The sequence below is a fragment of the Geothrix fuzhouensis genome (genome assembly GCF_024609325.1).
GTDB lineage: Bacteria > Acidobacteriota > Holophagae > Holophagales > Holophagaceae > Geothrix > Geothrix fuzhouensis.
The window spans coordinates 343,017-361,448 of sequence record NZ_JANHMQ010000002.1 but is presented as its reverse complement, the minus strand read 5'-3'; the positions used below and the strand labels follow the sequence as shown (position 1 = coordinate 361,448).

At 63.9% G+C, this 18,432-nt stretch carries 24 protein-coding genes, 2 tRNA genes and 1 riboswitch; of the genes, 19 read left to right on the top strand and 7 right to left on the bottom strand.

Going from position 1 to position 18,432, the window contains the following annotated elements:
• Positions 1-305 precede the first annotated feature (305 nt).
• The 3 genes from NOV74_RS08965 to NOV74_RS08955 all read left to right on the top strand — a co-directional run bounded on the left by NOV74_RS08965 (position 306) and on the right by NOV74_RS08955 (position 3,043).
• Positions 306-638 (top strand): hypothetical protein, encoded by a 333-nt coding sequence (locus tag NOV74_RS08965; RefSeq protein ID WP_257311255.1) that lies wholly within the window; start codon positions 306-308, stop codon positions 636-638.
• A 1,093-nt stretch (positions 639-1,731) separates the two neighbouring features.
• On the top strand, positions 1,732-2,094 hold the full coding sequence (locus NOV74_RS08960; protein WP_257311253.1) for a hypothetical protein: 363 nt from the start codon (positions 1,732-1,734) through the stop codon (positions 2,092-2,094).
• Positions 2,095-2,278: 184 nt separating this feature from the next.
• The gene (locus tag NOV74_RS08955) at positions 2,279-3,043 is read left to right on the top strand and encodes a COG4705 family protein (RefSeq protein WP_371748426.1); all 765 of its coding nucleotides are present in this window, start codon (positions 2,279-2,281) and stop codon (positions 3,041-3,043) included.
• A gap of 140 nt (positions 3,044-3,183) precedes the next feature.
• Here NOV74_RS08955 and NOV74_RS08950 read toward each other — a convergent pair whose 3' ends face one another.
• Positions 3,184-3,543, bottom strand: coding sequence for a hypothetical protein (locus NOV74_RS08950; RefSeq protein WP_257311247.1), 360 nt, complete (start codon positions 3,541-3,543; stop codon positions 3,184-3,186).
• Between the two features lie 152 nt (positions 3,544-3,695).
• Here NOV74_RS08950 and NOV74_RS08945 point away from each other — a divergent pair, with 152 nt between their 5' ends.
• From NOV74_RS08945 to NOV74_RS08915, 7 genes are all read left to right on the top strand, one after another.
• Positions 3,696-3,926 (top strand): hypothetical protein, encoded by a 231-nt coding sequence (locus NOV74_RS08945; RefSeq protein ID WP_257311244.1) that lies wholly within the window; start codon positions 3,696-3,698, stop codon positions 3,924-3,926.
• Positions 3,927-3,955: 29 nt separating this feature from the next.
• Complete coding sequence (locus NOV74_RS08940; protein WP_257311242.1) at positions 3,956-4,399, top strand: PaaI family thioesterase; 444 nt, start codon at positions 3,956-3,958, stop codon at positions 4,397-4,399.
• Positions 4,400-4,616: 217 nt separating this feature from the next.
• Positions 4,617-5,438, top strand: coding sequence for a class I SAM-dependent methyltransferase (locus NOV74_RS08935; protein ID WP_257311239.1), 822 nt, complete (start codon positions 4,617-4,619; stop codon positions 5,436-5,438).
• 1 nt (position 5,439) lies between these two features.
• Positions 5,440-5,913: a methyltransferase family protein gene (locus NOV74_RS08930; protein ID WP_257311236.1), complete on the top strand. Its 474-nt coding sequence runs from the start codon at positions 5,440-5,442 to the stop codon at positions 5,911-5,913.
• A gap of 28 nt (positions 5,914-5,941) precedes the next feature.
• Entirely contained in the window at positions 5,942-6,496 is a 555-nt protein-coding gene (locus tag NOV74_RS08925; protein WP_257311233.1) for a hypothetical protein, read from the top strand.
• A 1-nt stretch (position 6,497) separates the two neighbouring features.
• On the top strand, positions 6,498-7,526 hold the full coding sequence (gene rlmF, locus NOV74_RS08920) for a 23S rRNA (adenine(1618)-N(6))-methyltransferase RlmF (RefSeq protein WP_257311230.1): 1,029 nt from the start codon (positions 6,498-6,500) through the stop codon (positions 7,524-7,526).
• Between the two features lie 62 nt (positions 7,527-7,588).
• The gene (locus NOV74_RS08915; RefSeq protein WP_257311228.1) at positions 7,589-7,912 is read left to right on the top strand and encodes a hypothetical protein; all 324 of its coding nucleotides are present in this window, start codon (positions 7,589-7,591) and stop codon (positions 7,910-7,912) included.
• A gap of 3 nt (positions 7,913-7,915) precedes the next feature.
• Here NOV74_RS08915 and NOV74_RS08910 read toward each other — a convergent pair whose 3' ends face one another.
• On the bottom strand, positions 7,916-8,827 hold the full coding sequence (locus NOV74_RS08910) for a glutaminase (protein WP_257311225.1): 912 nt from the start codon (positions 8,825-8,827) through the stop codon (positions 7,916-7,918).
• A gap of 43 nt (positions 8,828-8,870) precedes the next feature.
• On the opposite strand from NOV74_RS08910, the gene NOV74_RS08905 reads away from it, so the two are divergent.
• From NOV74_RS08905 to NOV74_RS08895, 3 genes are read left to right on the top strand one after another with little or no spacing between them, the layout of a single operon-like run.
• A complete protein-coding gene (locus NOV74_RS08905) occupies positions 8,871-9,371 on the top strand; it encodes a DinB family protein (protein ID WP_257311223.1) in 501 nt (166 codons plus the stop codon).
• Positions 9,372-9,421: 50 nt separating this feature from the next.
• Positions 9,422-10,165 carry an SDR family oxidoreductase gene (locus tag NOV74_RS08900; protein WP_257311221.1) on the top strand — a complete coding sequence of 248 codons (744 nt, stop codon included), beginning with the start codon at positions 9,422-9,424 and terminating at the stop codon, positions 10,163-10,165.
• A gap of 9 nt (positions 10,166-10,174) precedes the next feature.
• Complete coding sequence (locus NOV74_RS08895) at positions 10,175-10,726, top strand: DUF4199 domain-containing protein (protein WP_257311219.1); 552 nt, start codon at positions 10,175-10,177, stop codon at positions 10,724-10,726.
• A 3-nt stretch (positions 10,727-10,729) separates the two neighbouring features.
• On the opposite strand, the gene NOV74_RS08890 is transcribed toward NOV74_RS08895, so the two are convergent.
• Positions 10,730-11,173, bottom strand: coding sequence for an NUDIX domain-containing protein (locus tag NOV74_RS08890; RefSeq protein WP_257311216.1), 444 nt, complete (start codon positions 11,171-11,173; stop codon positions 10,730-10,732).
• Complete coding sequence (locus tag NOV74_RS08885; protein ID WP_257311214.1) at positions 11,173-11,703, bottom strand: DUF4337 domain-containing protein; 531 nt, start codon at positions 11,701-11,703, stop codon at positions 11,173-11,175. The genes NOV74_RS08890 and NOV74_RS08885 overlap by 1 nt, the downstream gene beginning before the upstream one ends.
• Positions 11,704-11,923: 220 nt before the next feature.
• Here NOV74_RS08885 and NOV74_RS08880 point away from each other — a divergent pair, with 220 nt between their 5' ends.
• Positions 11,924-12,802 carry a caspase family protein gene (locus NOV74_RS08880; protein ID WP_257311211.1) on the top strand — a complete coding sequence of 293 codons (879 nt, stop codon included), beginning with the start codon at positions 11,924-11,926 and terminating at the stop codon, positions 12,800-12,802.
• A 67-nt stretch (positions 12,803-12,869) separates the two neighbouring features.
• On the opposite strand, the gene ahcY is transcribed toward NOV74_RS08880, so the two are convergent.
• On the bottom strand, positions 12,870-14,267 hold the full coding sequence (ahcY, locus tag NOV74_RS08875) for an adenosylhomocysteinase (RefSeq protein ID WP_257311209.1): 1,398 nt from the start codon (positions 14,265-14,267) through the stop codon (positions 12,870-12,872).
• Positions 14,268-14,331: 64 nt separating this feature from the next.
• Positions 14,332-14,420: riboswitch (S-adenosyl-L-homocysteine riboswitch) on the bottom strand.
• Positions 14,421-14,673: 253 nt separating this feature from the next.
• On the opposite strand from ahcY, the gene NOV74_RS08870 reads away from it, so the two are divergent.
• From NOV74_RS08870 to radC, 3 genes are read left to right on the top strand one after another with little or no spacing between them, the layout of a single operon-like run.
• The gene (locus tag NOV74_RS08870) at positions 14,674-14,988 is read left to right on the top strand and encodes a ComEA family DNA-binding protein (RefSeq protein WP_257311206.1); all 315 of its coding nucleotides are present in this window, start codon (positions 14,674-14,676) and stop codon (positions 14,986-14,988) included.
• A 9-nt stretch (positions 14,989-14,997) separates the two neighbouring features.
• Entirely contained in the window at positions 14,998-15,498 is a 501-nt protein-coding gene (locus NOV74_RS08865) for a pilus assembly FimT family protein (RefSeq protein WP_257311203.1), read from the top strand.
• Positions 15,498-16,178, top strand: coding sequence for a RadC family protein (gene radC / locus NOV74_RS08860; RefSeq protein ID WP_257311200.1), 681 nt, complete (start codon positions 15,498-15,500; stop codon positions 16,176-16,178). The genes NOV74_RS08865 and radC overlap by 1 nt, the downstream gene beginning before the upstream one ends.
• Positions 16,179-16,473: 295 nt before the next feature.
• Here radC and NOV74_RS08855 read toward each other — a convergent pair.
• Positions 16,474-16,563: transfer RNA gene (locus tag NOV74_RS08855), tRNA-Ser, on the bottom strand.
• An 83-nt stretch (positions 16,564-16,646) separates the two neighbouring features.
• Between NOV74_RS08855 and NOV74_RS08850 the strand changes: the two genes are divergently transcribed.
• Positions 16,647-16,739: transfer RNA gene (locus tag NOV74_RS08850), tRNA-Ser, on the top strand.
• Positions 16,740-17,042: 303 nt separating this feature from the next.
• Here NOV74_RS08850 and NOV74_RS08845 read toward each other — a convergent pair.
• On the bottom strand, positions 17,043-17,801 hold the full coding sequence (locus NOV74_RS08845) for a helix-turn-helix domain-containing protein (RefSeq protein ID WP_257311197.1): 759 nt from the start codon (positions 17,799-17,801) through the stop codon (positions 17,043-17,045).
• Between the two features lie 89 nt (positions 17,802-17,890).
• On the opposite strand from NOV74_RS08845, the gene NOV74_RS08840 reads away from it, so the two are divergent.
• On the top strand, positions 17,891-18,223 hold the full coding sequence (locus tag NOV74_RS08840) for a hypothetical protein (RefSeq protein ID WP_257311195.1): 333 nt from the start codon (positions 17,891-17,893) through the stop codon (positions 18,221-18,223).
• The last annotated feature ends 209 nt before the right edge of the window (positions 18,224-18,432 follow it).

Below are 18,432 nucleotides of genomic sequence, written 5' to 3'. Positions count from 1 at the left end.
TCGACTCATTGGACCCCCGACAATGGTTGGTTCTCCTTGAATCGAACTGTTTTCTTCAGCAAAATATTTCGCCTGCACCTACTTTACGGGTTGCCTGTATATCTAATTCTCCTCAATCTTCTCAGTTACATGATCGATCGTTTCAAACGGTGGCGTCTAACCTCTCGCTCAAGTCGGACCCCGCCTGCATTGCCTTCCGTCCTCTTTCTTGTTCTCGCTATCTCGGCTTCGTTCAGCGCCTCGGTGCAGGCGGTGCCGCTTAGCTTCATTCGTTAGGCAGCTTCATCAATCAAACAGGAGTAGTCATGGCGCGATTGACCAGATTTTCTCTTGTTGTTGTTCTCGCCGCTTTCACGGCCACCCAAGCTCACGCTTGCGATAAGGCTGCTGCGAAAAAGGCCTTGGCCAAGATGCGCCCGTATATCGTCGCCAGTGTCGCAGTAGAAGATGGGTGGGTGGTAGTCACCCTTGGACAGGACTACTTCTCCTGGTCCGACCGGCAAACGGAAGGGATCGTCACCACGTATGCAAACGCTGATGCGTGCGTAACAGGCCAAGCTCGAAGTTTAGAATTCCGCTCTCCATCAGGGAAATTGGTGGCTCGTGCCGACCGGCTTCGCGGTATTCAAATGAAATAGTATTGTGGCCCAAGTTGCCTAACCCTCCGCTCAACTCGGACCCCGCCTGCATTGCCTTTCGCTCTTTCTCTTCGTCTCGCTTCCTCGGCTCCGCTCATCGCCTCGGTGCAGGCGGGGCCGGTTAGCTTCATTCGTTAGGCCTCGTTCGCCCGTCTCTTTCTGTCTGCTTGGTGGTGGGGTTCTGGCCCAGCTTCGTCAGCCTGGCTTGCTCCGGCGGCAAACCCGCATCATTTCTCGGTCTTCTGGTTCTACTGAATCGGGTTATCGCTTACTCATCAACCATCGGCCCATGGATTTCTGCGATCATCGAGGTCACTTCAGCATCTTGGCCTTCACTTTCACGCGATAACTCCGGTGTTCTCCTTTGGGCTCGTCGGCATGAACTTTCGCTCTCGCTCAAGCAGGTTCAAATTCAAGCGCGCCGCGTGTTCGGGGTGTCAATGCTTAGGGCTCGGCCTAACCTTTAGCTCAACTCGGACCCAACCGCCCTTGCCTTCCGCTCTCCTTCGTTCGTTTGGATTTCCGCTCTCCACTCTGCGCCCGGCTGCGGTTGGGCCGGTTAGCTTCATTCGTTAGGTAGCCATCATGCTCTTAGGCATCCGAAACATTGAATTTCTTCTTTTCCATTGGCGATATTCAGTTTCATTTTGTTTGCTTATTTCCATTTTATATTTATTTTATAGAAAACATCCAAACGTAGACAAGTGCCGAAAGATTTATCTAATTTGTTTTGGCTCATATTACGGAATTCACATTCTTTTATTACCACTGGATATTATGACATTCGGAATTGTTTTGCTCTCTTTAGCGCCATTTTCATTAATTTGGTTAGTTATGTTCTTCGGAAAACAAAAGCCCAAACCCAAATCGTGGTTATATTCGAATGATTAATCCGATTCTGATGATTCAAAACAAATATGAATCACTCATCACTATCAATGTACTTCCCGGCTGCCTAACCCTCCGCTCAACTCGGACCCCGCCTGCATTGCCTCTCGCTCTCTCTCATCTCCCTGCTTCCTTCGGCTTCGTTCATCGCCTCGGTGCAGGCGGGGCCGGTTAGCTTCATTCGTTAGGCTACCCTGGAGCCCAGATGGAAAAGCCTCAAAACGACATAAGCAATTCACATATTCTATTGGGCATTATCACCTCGGCTGCCATCACAGGTATTGTAAGTTTAGTGTATTTTTCATTAACCAATGGGCCGATTCGATTTGAATACAATTTGGATAAACTTTTTATCAGGATCATTGCAAACCACCTTGGCCTATATCTACAATCTCCTTATACTGCAAACGATTTGCTAACCATTACTTGTATCAGAATCATTCAATTTACCGTTTTGTGTCTTGCCGCTGTTAGATCATTTGATCGCAAAAAATATTCCTTGCTAATTATTTTAATTGTATTAATTGCACTTTCCATCATTCCTGAGCCTGACCATGTTGGTCCATGACCTGCAATTCCTTAACCTGCAGCCTAACCCTCAGCTCAACTCGGACCCCGCCTGCATTGCCTTCTGCCCTCTCTCAGCTTCCCGCTACGTTGGCTCCACCCCGCGCAACGGTGCAGATGGGGCCAGTTTGCTTCGTTTGTTAGGCCTCACAATCCAGGCAATTATCTGTGGATCAGGGAAAGGAATGAACATGGAACAGCAAGAGGTTCTCAGCAAAGTTCCAGAGGTCACCTTGGTCTTTTGGGTTATCAAAATTCTTGCCACGACATTGGGAGAGACAGGCGGAGATGCCGTCTCGATGTCGATGAAACTTGGCTACCTCATAGGAACCGGAATATTTGCGACCCTATTCGTGGTTGCGGTTTTTGCCCAGCTGTCTGCGAAAAAATTTCATCCCATTATTTACTGGACAACAATTATTGCAACAACAACAGTCGGAACGACTTTAGCTGACTTTGTAGATCGTTCTCTTGGCATAGGTTATTTGGGGGGGACCCTGATTCTTTTCTCCCTGGTTGTTGTGTCATTGTTCGTATGGAACCATGTGCTTGGATCAATCTCTGTAGATTCTGTAAATTCGCCTAAATCAGAAATGTTTTATTGGATCACCATCATGTTCTCTCAGACTCTAGGCACTGCCTTGGGTGATTGGATGGCAGATGGGGCTGGCCTTGGTTATGGTGGCAGTGCCATCTTATTTGGCTCGATGTTGGCAGTCATTTCGGTAGCCTACTATCGGACCAAAATATCCCACACTGCACTGTTTTGGTCGGCTTTTATTCTTACGCGGCCCCTTGGTGCAGTGGTGGGTGACTTTCTAGACAAACCATTAATTAATGGTGGTCTAGCCCTTAATCGTTATACGGCTTCAGCCTCATTACTCATCGCCATCATTTTTTGCATCTTCCTTTTTCCACTGAACCCAGCCACTTGTGAAAAACGAGGGTAGTCTTCCCTCTTTACGCCTATGCGGCTGAAGCAGACGATTTCGTTCTGCCCCTCCATGCACTCACGCCAGAGGGAATACGCACTTCCCTTTGAGGAATCCCACCACCATCGATACCGCCTGCTTCGGTGGGATGGCCACGCCTATCGTCGCCTCTCCTCAACCTCGGCATCCTCGTCCTCTTCCTCCTCCTCGATGGCAGCCAAGGACACGGGGTTGCCGCGCAAATCCAGGGGTGAACCCTCGTCCGGGATGAAGATCTCGTGGTCCGCGTCCCAGCGCCCGCGCAGCTCATCGCCATCCGTGAAGAACCTGGCCTCCTGGTCCTCTGGGAACACGGCAACCCATCGGGCCTGGGTGCCGTACCGCTCGTAGGCGACGAGGACCCACCACGCCTCACCCCGGCCCTCAGTGGTTTCGAGGGTTGCCAGGAGCGTGTACGGCGGCGGGAAGGCAAAACCCCGCAGCTCATCCAGATCCTTGATCCGTTTGGTGCGCAGCATGACCACCCCCCTCGGCCTGTCCCAGAACAGAGAAGTGGGAAGATCATACGCCGGGCTGGATAGGCCTGATGCCGATTTTTACACCATGCGATTAGCCACTGAAAGGCCTATCTTCCTTTGTCGAGATGCCTGGATTGGCGGGCGAGGTTCTGATGATGAGGCAGCAGCAACGCTCCGATCCCTGGGAACGAGGCGACGCCTACGAACGGTACGTGGGACGGTGGAGCCGCCAAGTGGCCCCGCTGTTCCTCGCCTGGATGGACCACCCTCCAGGCCGGAAGTGGCTGGATGTGGGCTGGCGAACCGGGGCCCTGCGCTCGGCGATCCTTGCCGTCCGGGCCACCGTGGGCGGCCGGCCAGCCGCCGAAGCCGAATCCGGTTAGTGTCGTCTCACGGTTGACACGGAGGATCGGTGGCCAGCAAGGACGAGATCGCGGCCTTCATTGCCGCCGAATTTCCGCAGACCCGGTGCGTGGTCGAGGCGGTCGGTGAGGGAGGTGCCACAGTCTCGCATCCCGTCGGCCCCGGCGAGCTGCGCCCCGGGGGCACCGTCTCGGGGCCGATGCTCATGGGGGTGGCGGACGTTGCGCTGTACGTGGCCATCCTGGGCGTGATCGGCATCGTCCCCCTGGCCGTCACAACCAGCCTCACCATCAACTTCCTGCGGAAACCCACGGCCGACCGGCGCATCATCGCTCGCTGTAGGCTCCTGAAGGTCGGCAGGGCCCTGGCCATCGGCGAGGTGTCGCTCTATTCCGAGGGACTGGACGAGCCCGTGGCGCACGTGGTGGGCACCTATTCCATCCCGCCTGGGGAGGGGCGAAGGGAAGGTGGCGGGACCGTCACCGGAACCTGAAGCGGGTATTCCCGCCATCCATCGGACCAACCTGGGAGCCCTCGAGGCAGCCACCCGCCTCCAACCAGGGCCAGACGCCACCCCTCTGCCAAGGGATCGCACCTGGCGCCCCGGGGGAACCGGGCTATCTTCATGGCCGTGGCTTTCATAAAGATGCAGTCTCTATCTCACATCGCGGTTTCGGCCTGACCCCGCCGAGTCCCTCCGGGAGCTTCCCATGGCCGAGTTGAGTCCAGACCAAGTGGCCGAGAACTGGGGCGCCATCGCCTCGGACTATGAGCGGGCCTTCGAGGGCCTGAGCGGTCAGTTCGCGGCACACGCGCTGCGGCTGCTGGGCCTGCGGCGGGATGACCACGTGCTCGATGTGGCCGCGGGCACGGGGGTCTTCAGCCTGATGGCTGCGCGGGCCGGCGCGAAGGTCCTCGCGACTGACTTTGCCCCGGGGATGGTGGCGCGCCTTCGCGAGCGCATCGCCGAGGAACAGCTCTCGGGCATCTCCGCCGAGGTGATGGACGGGCAGGCCCTGGCCATTCCGGACGGAGCCTTCGACGCCGGCGCCTCGGTCCTGGGCCTGATCTTCTTCCCGGACCAGGACCGGGGCCTCGCGGAGCTGCGGCGCGTGTTGCGCCGGGACGGACGCGCCGCGGTGGTCTGCTGGCGCGATCCTGCCACCCTCCAGCTCATGACGCTCGTGAAGCAGGCCGTCCACAAGGTCGTCCCCGAGTTCCAGTCCCACGCTGCGCCACCCGCGTGGGCACGGCTCGCCGGTGCGGAGGCCTTGAAGACCCGCATGGAAGCCGCGGGTTTTCGCGAGGTGGCGGTCGTGACGTCCAAGGCCGTGCAGAAGATCGACGAGCCGGAGGCCTACTGGTCTGGCTTCACTCGGTCGGCACCACCCCTGGCCCACCTCTTCGGCCAACTGGGGCCCGAGGTGACTGCGGCCGTGGGACGGGAGTACATCGGGGCCCTCCGCGCCCAGTCTCGGGACGGCCTGCCCACTTTGACCGTGGAGGCCTGCATCGGCCTCGGCCGGGCCTGACATGGACGCGGACCGCACCGGCCCCGGGGTCCGCCTCCCGCCGCCCCTCGTGTTCATCTCGGGGCTGGGCCTTGGCTTCCTGCTCCAGAGCCGCTTCCTGCTGCCCTTCGCCGCGCCGGGAAACCCCCTTCCGCGGCTGCTGGGCGGCGTGCTCGTCCTCGGCTCGGGAGCCCTGGCGCTCTGGGGTTTCCTCACCTTCCGCCGGGCCCGCACCACGGTGCGGCCCGATCGCCCCGCCTCGGCGCTCCTCACCGCGGGGCCCTTCCATTTCACCCGGAATCCCCTGTACCTCAGCCTCTCGCTGCTCCATGCCGGCGTGGCCCTGCTGGCGAATGCTCTCTGGCCCGCGCTCATGCTTCTGCCCGTCCTGCTCGTCATCCGCTTCCACGTCATCGCCCGGGAGGAGCGCCACCTCGCGGCCCGCTTTGGGGCGGACTACCAGGCCTACCTGCGGACCGTCCGCCGCTGGTTCTAAGGTCAGGCACTCAAACTATGCTGGGGACATGACTGAATCGTTCCGCACGCGCATCCCCACGCTGGCCGACGCCGAGCTGCGCCGCTATCTGGACCACGCCCAGGGCTACAAGACCGAGGCCGTAGAGGCCGCTCTGGCGGAGCTGCGGCGGCGGGGGGCGACCATCCCCGAGGCCGACCTCGCGCAGGTGCGGGAGGCGCTCCGATCGCGGGAGGCGCGGCAAGCCGCGCAGTCCGGCCGCCTGCTGGGGACCGACCCGCTTATCCGGCGGCGCCGCATCCGCCGCGTCACGGCGGGCATCCTGGCCGCGGGCCTCGGCAGCGCGGCCCTGATCTACCTCCGGGCCACCCCTCCGGCGGCCAACCCCCTGGGCTACGAGCCCGAGGACACCAAGAGATACCTGCGCGAGCTGGAGGTCTACGGGGGGAAGCTGAACGTCCTGGTCACGGAGTTCCGGCGCTGGTTCGAAGGGCTCTGGCAGGGCCGGTCCCTGGCCGTCACCGTGGCCGTCCTGACGCTCCTCCTCGCCCTGGCCTTCTGGTTCGTGGCCACCCGCCTGGCCCCGGATGGGGAGGCCCGCTGACATGGCGCCGAAGCCACCGGTCCAGGCCCCGAAGTCCCACGCCAAGGCACCGAAGCCCCCGGTTCGGGCACGGAGGCCACCGGCCCAGGCCGCGCCTCCCGCCAAGCCGGGTCTGCACCCCCGTAACCGCCACGGCGGCGGCTACGACTTCCCGAAGCTCATCGCCGTTTGCCCGGAGCTGGAACCCTATGTGCGGCGCGCCCCCCATGGCGGGCCCACCATCGACTTCGCGGACCCCGCCGCGGTGAAGGCCCTGAACCGGGCCCTCCTGCTGGAGGCCTACGGCATCCGCGGCTGGGACCTGCCGGCCGACGCCCTCTGCCCACCCATTCCCGGCCGCGCAGACTACCTGCATCACCTGGCGGACTTGCTGGCGGAGGGCGGGCCCACCCCCCGGGGCGCCGCCGTGCGGGCGCTCGACATCGGCACCGGCGCCAGCGTCATCTATCCGCTACTGGGCCACCAGGAGTACGGCTGGTCCTTTGTGGCCTCGGACCTCGACGGCGCCGCCCTGGCCTCGGCAGCCCGCATTCTGGCGGCCAACCCCGGCCTGGAGGCCGCCATCGCCCTGCGCCGACAGCCCGATCCCAAAGCCATCTTCCGGAACGTCGTGGGGCCGGACGAGCGCTTCGACCTGACCCTCTGCAACCCACCCTTCCACGCCTCGGCTCGGGAGGCGCGGGAGGCCGCCCAGACGAAGTGGCGGAAGCTGGGGCGCGGCGCCGCCGGGACGACCCGGAACTTCGGCGGCCGCGGAGCGGAGCTGTGGTGCGAGGGCGGCGAGGCGGGCTTCGTCCGGCGCATGATCGACGAGAGCGTCACCCTCGCGATTCGGGTGGGATGGTTCACCACGCTCGTCTCCAGCTCCGCGAACCTGCCCGGCCTGCACCGGGCCCTGCGCCAAGCCGGGGCTGTGGAGGTCCGCACGGTGCCCATGGCCCAAGGCCAGAAGCAGAGCCGTTTCCTGGCCTGGACCTTTCTCGAACCCGAGGCCCGGGCCGCCTGGTCCAAACGCTGGACGAACAGCTAGTTCCGGGTTGTGATCCCCTATTTCGGACGCACAAGTATGATTCTCCCGTCACCGGAGTTTCCATGTTTGTCCTTCGCCGCCTGCCCGCCTTGCTCGCCTTGTTGATTCTGGGAGCGCACTTCCTCCGCTTTGGACAGCTGGCCCTGGTGCTGCTCTGCCTCGCCCTGTTGGTGCCGCTCTTCGTGCCGCGGCCCTGGGCCCAGGCGCTGACACGCTGGGCCCTGCTCCTGGGTTCGCTGGTGTGGCTGTGGACCCTGGTGGAGGATGTCCGCCAGCGCCTGGCCTTCGGTGAGCCCTGGCTGCGCCTGGCCCTAATCCTCGGCGCCGTGGCCCTGTTCACCGCTTGGGCGGCGTGGATGATGCGGGAAAAGAAAAGCCAGGCTTGAACCTCAGAACACCGACCACCCCGTCCGCGTGGTGAAGCGGTCGAGGGCTTCGACGCCGGCGATGCTGTTGCCGTGGGGATCCAGGGCGGGGCTCCAGACGCAGAGGACGCCGCGCTCGGGCAGCACGGCCAGGATGCCGCCGCCCACGCCGCTCTTGCCGGGCAGGCCCACGCGGTAGGCGAAGTCGCCGGCGGCGTCGTAGGTGCCGCAGGTGAGCATGATCGAGTTGATGCGCTTGGATTCGCTGCGGGTGAGCAGGCGCGAACCATCGGCCCGCAGGCCATGGTTGGCCAGGAAGAGCCCGGCCTTGGCCAGGTCGGCGCAGCTCATGCGGAGGGAGCACTGACGGACGTAGTGGTCCAGCACACGGTCCACCGGGTTTTCCAGGTTGCCGCAGCTGGCCATGAAGTGGGCCAGGGCCGCGTTGCGGTGGCCATGGGACGCCTCCGACGCTGCCACTTCGGGATCCACGTCCAGGGCCGGATTGCCGCTCTCGGCGCGCAGAAAGTCCCGCAGGGTGCCCAGGGAATCACCGGTCTGGGTGAGTAGCCGGTCGATGAGGACCAGGGCCCCTGCGTTGATGAAGGGATTGCGGGGGATGCCCTTTTCGTACTCCAGCTGCACCAGGGAGTTGAAGGGGTTGCCCGAGGGCTCGCGGCCCACTCGCCGCCACAGCGCCTCACCATCCCGGGCCAGCACCAGGGCCAGGGAGAAGGCCTTGGACACGCTCTGGATGGAGAAGGGCGTACGCCAGTCGCCGGTGCCGACCAGTTGCCCGTCCATGGTGGCCAGGGCGAGGCCGAAACGCGCAGGATCCACTGCCGCCAAGGCCGGGATGTAGTCCGCCACCTTCCCCTGCGCCGCGCAGGGCGCCGATTCCATGGCCAGGTCGTCGAGGAGGGCTTGGAGGTCCATGCCCCCAGAATCCCACAGGAGCAATGGGTTTAGGATGGTCGCCATGACGCCCCTCGCCGCCGACCTCCTCCTGCTGTTCCGCCGCGACCTGCGCTGCCTCATCCGCGAGGTAGAGTTGTTCCCGGATGATGCCACCCTCTGGCGCACGGTGCCGGGCATCGCCAACAGCGCGGGAAACGTGGCCCTGCACGTGGCGGGCAACCTCCAGCACTTCGTGGGCGCCGTCCTGGGCGCCACGGGCTATGTGCGCCAGCGGGAGCGGGAATTCGCCCAGCGGGAGGGCACTCGAGCCTCGGTCGCCGGGGAGTTGGAGGCCAGCCTGGTGGCCGTGGAAGCGGGCATGGCGGCGATGACGGAGGCCGCTTTGACTGCGTCCTTTCCCGTCCCCATCGGTGGCCACCGGATGTCCACCGGGCGATTTCTCCTGCACCTGGAGGCCCACCTCGCGTTCCATCTGGGCCAGGCGGGCTACCTGCGCCGGGCCCTCACCGGCGATGCCACCAGTGCCGGGGGCATGGCCATTCAGGATCTGGCCGAGGCTTGAGCCGATCTGACGCCAGGCGGAGAATCAGCCATCGAGAAGAAGGAGGCTCCATGTCCATGAAGGGCAACGTCGCGCTCGTCACCGGCGCCAGCCGCGGCATCGGAGCGGCCGTAGCCAAGGCCTTGGCCGCGGAAGGCGCTGCGGTGGCCGTGAACTACTTCGGCTCGGAGGCTGCGGCAAAGGCCGTGGTGGCCGAGATCCAGGCCGCAGGTGGGCGGGCCCTGGCCGTGCGTGCGGACGCCCGCGACCGGGCCCAGGTGGAAGCGATGGCCGCCACCGTGCAGGCGGAGCTCGGACCCATTGGCATCCTGGTGCTCAACGCCGCCGTCAGCTTTCCCATGAAGGGTTTCCTGGAATACCCGTGGGAGGCCTTCGAAGCCAAGGTGCTGGGTGAGATGGGGGCGGCCTTTCACGGTTGTCGGGCCGTGGTGCCCCAGATGCTGGCACGGAAGAAGGGCGCCATCATCGCCATCACCAGTGGCCTTGCCCGCAACCCTGGCTGGGGGTTCTCCGCCCACAGCGCCGCCAAGGCCGCACTGGAGGGCTTCGTGCGGGCCCTGGCCTTCGAACTGGGACCCATGGGCATTCGCGTGAACGCCGTGGCCCCCGGCCTCACCCTGACCGATGCCACGGCGAACCTTCCGGAAAAGAACAAACAGGCCGCGGCCGAGCACACGCCTCTGCGGCGCAACGGTCAGGCCGAGGATATCGCCGAAGCCGTGGTTGGCGTCCTCCGGGCCGGCTTCGTCACCGGCGCCACGATCCCCGTTAACGGCGGCGGATACGTCTTCTAGGAGCATGGCATGGTGGCGGTTCGCACAGGTCTCGTCCTCGGCATCCTGGTGGTGCTCTGGACTTTCGTCATGGGCTTCACGGGCTGGTACCGGCACCCCAGCCTGCTCTTCCTCATGTGGCTGGCGATCCCCCTGCAGATCGGCATCCTGGTACTGATGCTCCGCAGGAGCGCCGCCACTTTGGGCTACCTGCGCCAGGTGCAGAACGGCGTGGGGGCCTCCGTCATCGCCTCCGCCATCATTTTCGTGGGGAGCCTGCTCTTCACCCTGGTGGTCTTCCCCAGCTACTTCGCGGAGATGGAGGCCCTGGGCCGGCTCAGGATGACCCAACAGGGCTTCACCGCCGAGCAGATCGAGGCGGTGATGAAGGCGGGGGGCCCCATGCAGACCACGCTGGGCCGGGCCTTCGCCTGGGCCCTGGGCACCTGGATCACGGGCCTGTTCACGTCGGTGGTGGCGGCGGTCCGGTACCACAAGCGGACCGTGCCTTCCGTCGCGAGCCCCGGGCCAGACTCTCGCAAAGATTCAAGCGGGCTGGGCGAATCCAATCATCCAGGCTGAGGACTACCGCTCCCGCCGCACGCCCTCCAAGAGCGACAGCGGGTAGGCGGCGCCGGCACGGGCATCGTCCAGACACTGCAAGACGAGGCCCGAACGCAGGGGTGCGGTGGCCAGTTCCTCGCGGCTGAGCCAGCGGCAGCCGAGGATCTCCGGATCCTCGGGAACAGCCTCGACGCCTGCGGGCACGGTGCCCCGGAAACAGACGCGGCAGTAGTCCTTCCCGTTTCGGGCCTGGAGCTGGTAGATGCCCACCAGCGCCTCGGGGGTGAAGACCAGGCCGGTCTCCTCGCGCACCTCGCGGCGCACGGCGTCGAGAAGGCCCTCACCGGGCTCCACATGGCCCGCGGGCTGGTTGAAGACGCGCTCAGGCGAGGCGCCGTCCGTCTCTTCCACCACGAGGTAGCGCCCCTCGCACTCAATGATGGCGGCGACCGTGAGGGCCCACATCAGGCCGGCAGAAAGAGATAGAAGCCGTTGATGAAATAGACGATGCCCACCACGCCCACCAGCAGGCCCAGGTAGTAGACGGGCTTCTGATTGAGCAAGGCGGCGATGGAGGAGAGCAGGATGCCGATCTGGAGGAAGATCACCGCGAATCCAAAGACCGCTCCGTGCTTCTGCGCGTCGGCCTTCGCCTCCTCGTAGCCGTTGGCCTTGTTCTGGATGTCCGCCTTTTCGCTGTCGTACTTGGCCACCTTCTTTTCCACATCGACGAGGCTCTTCTCCAAGGCGGGCAGGGCCGCCTTCGGAGCGAGTTCCAGTTCCCGGCGCAGGCGCATGGCTTCGACTTCGTAGAGATTGCCCTTGATGCCCTTGGCCTGGTAATAGGCCCACTGATCCGAGGCCATGGCCTGGTTCAACATGGTGCGCGTGGAGTGGCCGCCGCCCTTGAAGGTGGCCAAGGTCGCGCAGACCGCCAGAATCACCGTCGTCAGGGCCAGGAGGTTCAGCCAAGGTTCTTTTTTGTCGTCGCTCATGGGACTCCGCCGCAACTAGCTCTAGCCATTGTACGGAAAAAGGGCCCCGCGCTTGAACCGGTGCAACCCGGGCCTATCGTGAAGGGTGGAGTCCTCCAGGATGTGCGCGGTCTGCCGCAGTCCTCCGATCCACCCAGGATCTGCTGCCCCTAAGGGGGACGGGCGCGGCGCGTCTGTCCCCACATCCCCCGAGTAAGAGCGCCAAGCCTAGGAGGCTCCCATGCTGCATCGAACCGCGCTTTGCATCGGGATCAACCAGTACCAGAACTTCCCCGCGGCCAACCTGAACGGGTGCGTCAACGACGCCCGCGATATGGCCGCCCTGCTGAGGGATCTGCTGGGCTTCGAAGATTCCGACATCATCCAGTTGACGGATCAGGCCGCCACCAAAGCCAACATCATGCACGAGCTGCGGCGCATGGTGGAGGGCGCCTTGGCCGGCCGGTACAACCACCTGGTCTTCACCTTCGCGGGTCATGGCACCCAGGTGCCGGACCTGAACCTCGACGAATTCGATCGGGCCGATGAGGCCTTCTGCCCCCATGACCTGGCCAAGAGCGGACCTCAGTGGGACCGCGATCACCTCATCGTGGACGACGAACTCCACGACCTGTTCGTGCAGCTGCCCCCGACCGTGATCCTGGAAATCCTGCTCGACACGTCCCACAGCGGCGCGGGCCTGCGGGCCGCGGATCTGCTCATGGACCGCAAGCCCCGCTACCTGCCGCCGCCCTCGATCGAAGCCTTCCGCGACATCGAGTACCGTCGGGCCCGTCCCGGGCACATCAAGCTCCTGGAGAAGGGCTTGTCGCACCACATCCTGTGGACCGCCTGCAAGGACAGCCAGACCGCCGCGGACGCCTTCATGCAGGGCGACTGGCACGGCGCCTTCACCTGGCATTTCTGCCGCGAGGCCATGGCCAGCGGCAACCACCTCACCCGGGCCAAGGTGCTGGCCAAGATCCGCGCCGACCTCAGTGCCGCCCACTTCACGCAGACTCCCCAGCTGGACTGCGAGGCCGTCACCCGCCACGCCGTGATGAAGGCCGTGGAAGTCCCCCCCAACCTGGCGCCGCTCCCCACGGAGATGCCGACCTGATCAGGGCTTTCACCCAGTACGAACAGGGCGCCTTGCGGCGCCCTGTTCTTCTGAAACGTGCATGGTGTCAGTAGCGGTAATGGTCGGCCTTGTACGGTCCCTCGACCGGCACGTCGATGTACTTGGCCTGCTCTGGACGCAGGGCTGTGAGCTTGGCGTTCAGGGTCTGCAGCTGGAGCCGCGCCACCTGCTCGTCCAGATGTTTCGGAAGCGTGTAGACGCCGATCTGGTACTCGCCCTTCTTCGTCCACAGCTCGATCTGGGCCAGGGTCTGGTTGGCGAAGGAGGAGGACATCACGTAGCTGGGGTGGCCCGTGCCGCAGCCCAGGTTCACCAGGCGGCCCTTGGCCAGCAGGATGATGCGCTTGCCATCGGGGAAGATGATGTGGTCCACCTGGGGCTTGATCTCCTCCCACTGGTACTGTTCGAGGCTGGCGACATCGATCTCGCTGTCGAAGTGGCCGATGTTGCACACGATGGCGTTGTGCTTCATCCGCTTCATGTGGTCGTGGGTGATGACGCGCAGGTTCCCGGTGCAGGTGACGAAGATGTCCGCCTGGTCGGCGGCCTCATCCATGGTGACCACGCGGTAGCCCTCCATGGCCGCCTGCAGGGCGCAGATGGGATCGATCTCGGTCACCCACACCTGGGCGCTCAGCGCGCGCAACGCCTGGGCGCTGCCCTTGCCCACATCGCCGTAGCCGCAGACCACGGCGATCTTGCCGGCGACCATGACATCCGTGGCGCGCTTGATGGCGTCCACCAGGGACTCGCGGCAGCCGTAGAGGTTGTCGAACTTGCTCTTGGTGACGCTGTCGTTGACGTTAATGGCGGGGAACTTCAGTTCGCCCTTCTTCGCCATCTCATAGAGGCGATGGACGCCGGTGGTGGTCTCCTCGGTCACGCCCTGGACCTTGGCCAGCTGGGCCGAATACCAGGTCGGCTGCTCGGCCAGGCGCTTGCGGATGGCCGCGAAGAGCACGGTGGCCTCCTCGCTGTCCGGGTGATCCAGCACGTGGAGGTCCTGCTCGGCCCGGGCGCCCAGGTGCAGCAGCAGCGTGGCGTCGCCGCCGTCATCGAGGATCATGTTCGCACCGTCTTTGAAGTCGAAGATGCGGTGCGTGTACTCCCAGTAGTCGGGCAGCGTCTCGCCCTTCACCGCGAAGACGGGCGTGCCCCCGGCGGCGATGGCGGCGGCGGCGTGGTCCTGGGTGCTGAATATGTTGCAGCTGGCCCAGCGCACATCGGCGCCCAGCGCCTTCAGTGTCTCGATGAGCACGGCGGTCTGGATGGTCATGTGCAGCGAGCCCGCGATGCGCGTGCCCTTGAGGGGCTGCTTTGCCGCGTACTCCTTTCGGATGGCCATGAGGGCGGGCATCTCGCCCTCGGCGATGGCGATCTCCTTGCGGCCCCAGGCGGCAAGGGCGAGATCGGCGACGATGAAATCGGCGGTGGCGACGGTCATGGGGACCTCCACGAAGGGCCAGGACGACGGGTGGAACGACCCACCTCATCGACCCCGGACAGGGGTGAGGTGAGCGCCGTTCCTGATCGAGAGCGTCCGAGCCTGAGATCCCGCACAGCCAATCTGTGGGGTCCTGCAGCGCTCCTCGGACTTCTCAAGGATAGCGGTGACGACAGGGATGAGGGTGGATTCCTCCAATCTGATTTCATGTCATTTATTCAATATTTTCATAAATTTTATTACAAAATATAAATATTGAAATAATGTAAATTGTTATTTTTTTATATTATTTTGTCATATTTAAATAACAAAATATTTTCATATATAAAATCTTTTATGTGCAAACAAATGGCTTACAAACTGGCACAGCCCTCGATTGGACATGACTGCCTGAAAGGAGGCAACCATGTCCAACCCCTTCACCTCTCTCGCCCTGGCGCTCGCCTTGGCGCTTCCCCTCTCCGCAGCGCCCGTTCGCGCACCGCGGGCCCCGCAGCGGGCCGTGAACCTCAACACGGCCTCGGTCACCGAGCTGATGCAGCTGCCCCGCGTCGGCCAGAAGACCGCCGAGCGCATCGTGGCCTTCCGCAAGCAACACGGCGGTTTTCAGCGACCGGAGGAGCTGATGAACGTCAAGGGCATCGGCGAGAAGTCCTACGCCAAGCTCAAGCCCTACCTGGCCCTCACCCCCGTGCCGCGACCCGCGGCCGCCACGAAGTAGGGGGCGGCCATGCTCCGGAGCTGCCGCGCCTCTCAACGGGGAGCCTCCCTGCTGGACCTCACCGTCTCCATGGCGGTGGCCGCCATCCTGAGCGTGGTGTGCCTGGCCCAATGGGATCCCGGTAGCCTCGACCTCGCCGTGGCCCACCAGGAGATCCGCGGCAGCTTGGAGCAGGCCTTCAGCCTCGCCCGGGCCCGGGGCACCAACGTCAGCGTGGCCCTGGGCCAGGCCAGCGGCGCCGGAGAGCATCTTGCGGTGCAGCTCAGCCGCCGGATCAAGTGGGGCAAGCCCGCCAACATCCCGCTGCCCCCGGGCATGGACGCGCCCACGGTGGCCACCCGCACGGGCGAGGCCCATCCCATCCTCACGGTCACCCCCCGCCACACGGCCCTGGCCAGCACCTGGTTCCTGAACGACGGCCGCGAGGCCCTGTGCATGCGGCTGTCTGGCCAGGGCAAGCTCCAGGTACTGCGGTGGAACCGGGATCGCCAGAAGTGGACGAGGGTCTGATGCGCATCCTGGACCTTTCCCCCGATCAGCGCCCTCGGGAACGCCTGCTGGCGGGCCACGGCGAGACCTTGTCCGATGCGGACCTGCTGGCCCTGCTGTGGGGCACGGGACTGCGGGGCCAGAGCGCCGTGGAACTCGCCCAGACCGTGTTGGGCCGCACCGGCGGCATCGCGGGCCTCCTGGCCCTGGGCCTGAACGACTGGCTGGACCAGCCGGGCCTCGGCCCGGCCAAGGCCGGCCAGCTCTGGGCCGCCCTGGAACTGACCCGGCGCGCCCAGCGCGGGTCTGATCGGCCGCGCATCACCAGCCCCCGTGCCGCAGGCAGCTACCTCCTGCCCCGCTGCCAGGGTTGGAGCGAGGAGCGCTTCGGCTTGTTGGCCCTCAACGCCAAGGGCGACCTGCTGGCCGAACGCATCCTCAGCCAAGGCACGGCCACCGCCACACTCATCAGCCCCCGCGAGTTCTTCCGCGAGGCCCTCCGTTACGGGGCCAGCACCGCCCTGGCCTTCCACAACCATCCCAGTGGCGATCCCGCCCCCAGCCGCGAGGACATCCAGCTAACCCGACGCCTTCAGGCCGCCGGCGAATCCCTCGGCGTGCCCCTGGCCGACCACCTCATCCTCGGCCACGAGCGTTACCACAGCTTCCGCGCGGCGGAGGGATGGGACCACCGGCCGTAGCCTGGAGATCCCGGGGCTCGGATGGTTGGAACGCGGGACGCCAATCATCCAACGAGCCTACGATCGCGCCCCGCATTCGCGGGGCGCTGGGGTGGCGGAGGGAGCGAGATTCCCTCCAGGGCCACCGCTCCGCGGCGTCCCTTCCGGTCGCACGAATCGCTGGCACACCGCTTCACGGTCTCGACAGCCCCCCGGGCTGTTGGGACCTGCGGTTACCTGCCAGCGATTCAGTGACTTCGAATCTCGCTCCCACCACGCCTTCATGAAGGCGCCCCGCATTCGCGGGGCGCTGAGGTGGCGGAGGGAGCGAGATTCGAACTCGCGGTGAGCTCACACCCACGACGGTTTTCAAGACCGTTGCCTTAAACCGCTCGGCCATCCCTCCGTGCCTCCATCTTGAAGGCTGGGCGCGGCTCTGGGCAAGAAGCCTTGTGCCGATCCGCTCCCAACGGTAATCTGGGAGACCTTGGAGAGATGCCGGAGTGGCCGATCGGGCTCGCCTGCTAAGCGAGTGTATTGGGTAAACCAGTACCGGGGGTTCGAATCCCCCTCTCTCCGCCACTGAAGCCGCCGAAAGGCGGCTTCTTCGTGGCGGGAAGAGGGACATTTGAAGTCACGAAAATACTGGCAGGCGATCAGTGTGAACCGTCGAAATGATTCTCTGAGACGGGGATAGGGCGCGACGGGGGTTGGGCTCAGATTCGGCGCGGGTTTGGACCGAGATTCGGGCCGCGGTGGTTTTGCAGAAAGATTGCGCGGTCGGCTGCGGATTGACGCGAGAATCTTTCAAAAAGAATGGGATTTAGCGGCCTTGAGACCGGGTTGAACGACGACCGGCTGCGGCGCGTCAAAAAGAATGGAATATCACCAGTCCTCAGCCGGCGGGTCGCCGTCGATGAGGTCGCGGCCCACCCAGACGACGCGGCCGAGGACGACCTGGTGGAGGGGAATGCCGTCGAGGTCGATCATGGCCGGCGTGTAGGCGCGGTTGTCGGACGAAAGCACCAGCTGGCGGCGCTCCTGGTCTAGGCGCACGCGCTTCACCCGGGCATCGTTGCCGCTGGGGGACCGGCGTACCAGATAGATGGCGTTGTTGCGCGGGTGCAGCCGGCCCTCCAGGGCCGTGTTGACCAGGACGATCTCCTTGTCGCGGATCGTCGGCTCCATGGACACCCCTTCGCAGCGCAGGAAGAACAGGTCCTCCTCACGGCCTCCACCCGAATCCTTGAGGAGCTTCTCGGCTAGGGTGCGGTCCAGGTGGTGGGTTGGTGCGAAAGGCCCGGGGCGATGGATCTCGCCGCCCGGTCCACAGGTTGCGGTGCCGTCAATCTCGGGCCGCACGAGAACCTCCCCGGTGGGGAGCGATTGCAGCTCCAACTGGGTAGCCTTGTCGGCCCAAGGCTCGCCCTCTCCGTAAAGGAGCCACCGCAAGCGGATACCCCAGACGAACTCAATCGCCTGGGCCATGAGGATCGTGATCTCAACACGGCCCGTCTCCCAGGTGGACACAGGCGCTTTCCCATAGCCCAGAGGGGTTCCGAATTCCTCCTGGGACTTCGATAGGGCCTTCCTCGCCATGCGCAGGCGGAACCCTGGGGTGTCTGGCGCTGCAAATAAAGTCATAAATTCAAGACCCAACCCTTGACGGTCTGATGCGTCGGACTATTCTCTTGGTAGTCACCCTTAGTTGACTAAGGGAACCGGAGTCAAAGATGCCACTCGAAAAGCCCCTGCGCAAGCGGGCAGCCTACGGCCTGCCCCCAAGTGTCCAGTCGATCCTTGCTACGGCTGCCGATGTGCAGCAGATGATCAGCCACGGGATCAATCCAGATGGATCCCTGAAGCCCGAGGCTAAGCGCGCCCTCCTGAAGCTCAAGGGCGTGAACGTGAAAGTGCTGGCCGAGTCCCACGGCTACACGGACCCCTACTTCCACCAGGTCATCAATCGGGAATGCAAGGACGCCACGGTCGAAGACATCATCGCCGCGGCCCTGGGCCTCCTGTCTGATCGGATCTGGGGCCGCCAGTCCGAGCCGGCCGCCTGAACCCATGGGCACCCTCGCTCTCCCACTGCCGCCCGAGTCGGGCCTGGTTGACCGATCTGGTTTACCGATGGTTTACCGTTCCGAACGGTCAAACGGTCAACCAGTCGAAACCAACGGAAACCTCAACACTGGCGCGGCGTTCGACCAGCGGACCGGAAAGCTGACCCTTCCTGAGATCGGTCAACTTACCGGGAAGTCCCGCCAGGCGA

Coding starts and splice junctions, on each gene's coding strand:
- NOV74_RS08945 (WP_257311244.1), top strand. CDS start 3,696: ATGATGAGGCAGCAGCAACGCTCCGATCCCTGGGAACGAGGCGACGCC.
- NOV74_RS08950 (WP_257311247.1), bottom strand. CDS start 3,543: ATGCTGCGCACCAAACGGATCAAGGATCTGGATGAGCTGCGGGGTTTT.
- NOV74_RS08880 (WP_257311211.1), top strand. CDS start 11,924: ATGCTGCATCGAACCGCGCTTTGCATCGGGATCAACCAGTACCAGAAC.
- NOV74_RS08930 (WP_257311236.1), top strand. CDS start 5,440: ATGGACGCGGACCGCACCGGCCCCGGGGTCCGCCTCCCGCCGCCCCTC.
- NOV74_RS08955 (WP_371748426.1), top strand. CDS start 2,279: ATGAACATGGAACAGCAAGAGGTTCTCAGCAAAGTTCCAGAGGTCACC.
- NOV74_RS08845 (WP_257311197.1), bottom strand. CDS start 17,801: ATGACTTTATTTGCAGCGCCAGACACCCCAGGGTTCCGCCTGCGCATG.
- NOV74_RS08960 (WP_257311253.1), top strand. CDS start 1,732: ATGGAAAAGCCTCAAAACGACATAAGCAATTCACATATTCTATTGGGC.
- NOV74_RS08900 (WP_257311221.1), top strand. CDS start 9,422: ATGTCCATGAAGGGCAACGTCGCGCTCGTCACCGGCGCCAGCCGCGGC.
- radC (WP_257311200.1), top strand. CDS start 15,498: ATGCGCATCCTGGACCTTTCCCCCGATCAGCGCCCTCGGGAACGCCTG.
- NOV74_RS08935 (WP_257311239.1), top strand. CDS start 4,617: ATGGCCGAGTTGAGTCCAGACCAAGTGGCCGAGAACTGGGGCGCCATC.
- NOV74_RS08870 (WP_257311206.1), top strand. CDS start 14,674: ATGTCCAACCCCTTCACCTCTCTCGCCCTGGCGCTCGCCTTGGCGCTT.
- NOV74_RS08905 (WP_257311223.1), top strand. CDS start 8,871: ATGACGCCCCTCGCCGCCGACCTCCTCCTGCTGTTCCGCCGCGACCTG.
- rlmF (WP_257311230.1), top strand. CDS start 6,498: ATGGCGCCGAAGCCACCGGTCCAGGCCCCGAAGTCCCACGCCAAGGCA.
- NOV74_RS08965 (WP_257311255.1), top strand. CDS start 306: ATGGCGCGATTGACCAGATTTTCTCTTGTTGTTGTTCTCGCCGCTTTC.
- NOV74_RS08890 (WP_257311216.1), bottom strand. CDS start 11,173: ATGTGGGCCCTCACGGTCGCCGCCATCATTGAGTGCGAGGGGCGCTAC.
- NOV74_RS08895 (WP_257311219.1), top strand. CDS start 10,175: ATGGTGGCGGTTCGCACAGGTCTCGTCCTCGGCATCCTGGTGGTGCTC.
- NOV74_RS08915 (WP_257311228.1), top strand. CDS start 7,589: ATGTTTGTCCTTCGCCGCCTGCCCGCCTTGCTCGCCTTGTTGATTCTG.
- ahcY (WP_257311209.1), bottom strand. CDS start 14,267: ATGACCGTCGCCACCGCCGATTTCATCGTCGCCGATCTCGCCCTTGCC.
- NOV74_RS08925 (WP_257311233.1), top strand. CDS start 5,942: ATGACTGAATCGTTCCGCACGCGCATCCCCACGCTGGCCGACGCCGAG.
- NOV74_RS08865 (WP_257311203.1), top strand. CDS start 14,998: ATGCTCCGGAGCTGCCGCGCCTCTCAACGGGGAGCCTCCCTGCTGGAC.
- NOV74_RS08885 (WP_257311214.1), bottom strand. CDS start 11,703: ATGAGCGACGACAAAAAAGAACCTTGGCTGAACCTCCTGGCCCTGACG.
- NOV74_RS08840 (WP_257311195.1), top strand. CDS start 17,891: ATGCCACTCGAAAAGCCCCTGCGCAAGCGGGCAGCCTACGGCCTGCCC.
- NOV74_RS08910 (WP_257311225.1), bottom strand. CDS start 8,827: ATGGACCTCCAAGCCCTCCTCGACGACCTGGCCATGGAATCGGCGCCC.